Here is a 288-nt window from a genome sequence, read left to right as displayed (position 1 = left end):
ATCACTAGAAGGCTGTTCCGATTTCGCTCGCCACTACTTTCGGAATCTCGGTTGATGTCTTTTCCTCGAGCTACTTAGATGTTTCAGTTCACTCGGTTCGCTTCGCATGACTATGTATTCATCATGCGATACCCTTGCGGGTGGGTTTCCCCATTCAGAAATCTCCGGATCAAAGCTTATTTGCCAGCTCCCCGAAGCTTATCGCAGGCTATCACGTCTTTCGTCGCCTGTAATCGCCAAGGCATCCACCATATGCTCTTAGTCACTTGACCCTATAACTTTGACGTC

General features: G+C 48.3%; 1 rRNA gene (only partly in view). It reads right to left on the bottom strand.

Annotated elements, in window-relative coordinates:
* Window positions 1-272 (bottom strand): 23S ribosomal RNA (locus tag N0K08_RS17940) (it extends 2,553 nt beyond the left edge of the window).
* Window positions 273-288 lie beyond the last annotated feature (16 nt).

The organism is Acidovorax bellezanensis, assembly GCF_025421555.1.
GTDB classification, from domain to species: Bacteria; Pseudomonadota; Gammaproteobacteria; order Burkholderiales; family Burkholderiaceae_C; genus Comamonas; species Comamonas bellezanensis.
This window is presented reverse-complemented; position numbering and strand designations above follow the sequence as displayed.